General features: G+C 41.4%; 2 protein-coding genes and 1 riboswitch. Both genes read right to left on the bottom strand.

What is annotated here, in order from left to right; genetic code table 11:
• Positions 1–297: 297 nt before the first annotated feature.
• Positions 298–573, bottom strand: coding sequence for a septation regulator SpoVG (gene spoVG / locus NFR88_RS14970; RefSeq protein WP_160203070.1), 276 nt, complete (start codon positions 571–573; stop codon positions 298–300).
• 159 nt (positions 574–732) lie between these two features.
• The gene (locus tag NFR88_RS14965) at positions 733–2,145 is read right to left on the bottom strand and encodes an alanine/glycine:cation symporter family protein (protein ID WP_251617274.1); all 1,413 of its coding nucleotides are present in this window, start codon (positions 2,143–2,145) and stop codon (positions 733–735) included.
• A gap of 94 nt (positions 2,146–2,239) precedes the next feature.
• Positions 2,240–2,342: riboswitch (glycine riboswitch) on the bottom strand.
• Positions 2,343–2,638: the final 296 nt, after the last annotated feature.

The following is a 2,638-nucleotide window of genomic DNA, read 5'->3' as shown; positions in this document are numbered from 1 at the left end:
ATAGCTTTTTACATCCTCCACTCTTGCGTACCTGACATTTACTTAGGCAAACTGGAATTCACCTTGGCAATTGACCTAAAAATAAGTAGGATGATTTTCCAGTGTTCAAGTAGAGTTCGCATGATAGTTCCTTTCAATGTTTAGTTCAATATGATTCATTATAACATAAATTGAGGACTATATTGATGTTAATTTATGTAAATTATAAAAAGATAGGAAACTAAAAATATGAAAAACACAAGGAAAAAGCTGCTTCTTTTGAAGCAGCTAATAATATAACTAGTTAGTTCTTGTCGGTCATTCTTCGGATTCTTTTTCCGTTAAAAGTTTTTCGTACTCAGTAAAAATCGCGTCTTTAATTTTGGATCTAGTCTCGGAAAGTAGCGGATGCGCGATGTCTCTGAAGTCACCTTCTCCCATCTTTCTGCTAGGCATGGCAATGAATAGTCCGTTCTGTCCTTCAATAATCTTGATGTCATGTACTACGAATTCGTCATCAAATGTGATAGAGACCACGGCTTTCATTTTTCCTTCGTCGTTAATCTTACGGATTCTTACATCAGTTATGTTCATAATTGACCACCTTTCTTGCCGTATGGTGCCCATAAAGGCACTATTATTATATAACATTTTCCAGTGTGTGGCAATATTTAATAACTAAAATATCTGATTCTTTCAGGTTGTTTTAGGATGATTTGATTAAAAGTCGATATTCAATTTTGCGTAGAGGTCCTAGGCTCCTAGCTTAAGGTGTGCCTCTTTTTCAAAGAAGTCTTTGGTTTCTCTAGCAACAACGCCGCTAAGGGCAACCAGTGCAATCAGGTTCGGAATTGCCATTAGTCCGTTGAAAATATCAGCGATGGTCCATACTGCTTCAACGGTCAGGAATGGTCCAATTAGCACTGCAAAAATGTACAGCCATTTGTAAGTCATAAGAATACTTTTTTTCTTGCCTGCCAGGTATTCCAGACATCTTTCTGAATAATAGTCCCAGCCAAGAATTGTTGTGAATGCAAAGAATGAGAGACACATCATCAGGATGAACGCACCTGTGCTCTGACTCCAAGGGAGCCCTTTGCCGAAAGCATACGCAGTACATTCTGCACCTTCAAGGCCCTGCTCAGTTGCTCCTGTAATAATCAGGGTAGTTCCTGTCATGGTACAGATGATGATAGTATCAATGAAAGTACCTGTCATAGAAATCAATCCCTGTCTTACACTGGTCTTTGTCTGTGCTGCTGCAGCTGCAATTGGTGCGCTGCCAAGGCCTGCCTCATTAGAAAAAATTCCTCTTGCAACACCTTTTTGAACGGCTACCATCATAGCTCCAAGAGCGCCGCCTGCGACAGCTTTTAAGCCGAATGCGGACTGTACGATAGTGACGATGGCGGCAGGGAACGCTTTAATATTATAAAGAATAATAGCAAGACATACGACAACGTAAGTGATTGCCATAAATGGGACGATAATGGTGGTAACGCTGGAAATACGCTGGATACCTCCAATTACAACTAATGCTGTTGCAACTGCAACGATGATAGCTGTTGCAACTACTGCAATAGAGTATTCCGCTCCCAAAAGCGTTATGGTATGCTGACCGTTAGGATCCGCAAAGTTCTTTACAGCGGAGGCAATCCCGTTTACTTGTGTAATCGTACCGATTCCGAGAAGTCCTGCGCCGATTCCGAAAATCGCAAACAGCTTTGCAAGCCACTTCCAGCTTGTGCCCATACCTTTTTCGATGTAGTAGAAAGGACCACCCAGGGCATGTCCCTCTGCGTCGATGGTTCTGTACTTGATAGCGAGCACACCTTCGGAATACTTAGTTGCCATACCGAAGAAAGCTGCAACAATCATCCAGAACAGAGCGCCGGGACCGCCTGCAACAACGGCAGTGGCAACACCTACGATGTTTCCTGTACCGATGGTGGCTGCCATAGCAGTGCAAAATGCGCCGAAGCTGGTAACTTCACCTTCACCACCTTCTTCATTGCTGACCATAAACTTTAAGGCCTTTCCCAGTTTTCTGATTTGCAAAAGCTTAACACGGCAAGTCAAAAGAATACCGGTACCCATGATGAGCACGATGAGGGGAATGCCCCAGACGAAATCGTCTATGCTCTTGATTAATTCTGTGAAATTCATTGTTTCATCTCCTCTTTTTGATAATCTAAAGCAAAACAAAAGCCGAATTTAGCAAATTCGGCTCTGGAGGGATGACATAAGCTATTTAGATTGAACTATTGGCTCTGTCCTCTTTGCCTGAGATATCACGGATAGGCTGCTTAGACCTGCCCGCTTAAACCTTCGGCGACCTTTCGGTTCTCTCCAGAGAGATAGTTTTCTTTCAGACCGGCAGAATATCTTTGCCAGTCGACATGTAAACTAACGTACTAGAGTCTATCATACAAATTTAAGTTTGGCAAGGAATTTTTTGTACAAGGATACTTTCGCGCCTTTATTGTAGTAATAAGTTTTAGAAAGAAATAATCTCGAAAAAGTTTACAGCTATATTCTTCAACTTTTTTGTCAAATGGTAAACATTTTTGAGCGGAATATGTTATAATGATTCCAGAATAATTTTTACGACGTTTCACAAGGTAGGAATCATTGAATCGCTCCTTTCGATTCAAGAAGG

It is taken from the genome of Senimuribacter intestinalis (genome assembly GCF_943192965.1).
In the GTDB taxonomy this organism is placed as follows: domain Bacteria; phylum Bacillota; class Clostridia; order Peptostreptococcales; family Anaerovoracaceae; genus Senimuribacter; species Senimuribacter intestinalis.
Note: the sequence above shows the minus strand (reverse complement) of the source record. Positions and strands in the feature narration are given on the sequence as shown.

Bases quoted from the DNA above. Each gene is read 5' to 3' on its own strand.
- spoVG (WP_160203070.1), bottom strand. From the start codon at position 573: ATGAACATAACTGATGTAAGAATCCGTAAGATTAACGACGAAGGAAAA.
- NFR88_RS14965 (WP_251617274.1), bottom strand. From the start codon at position 2,145: ATGAATTTCACAGAATTAATCAAGAGCATAGACGATTTCGTCTGGGGC.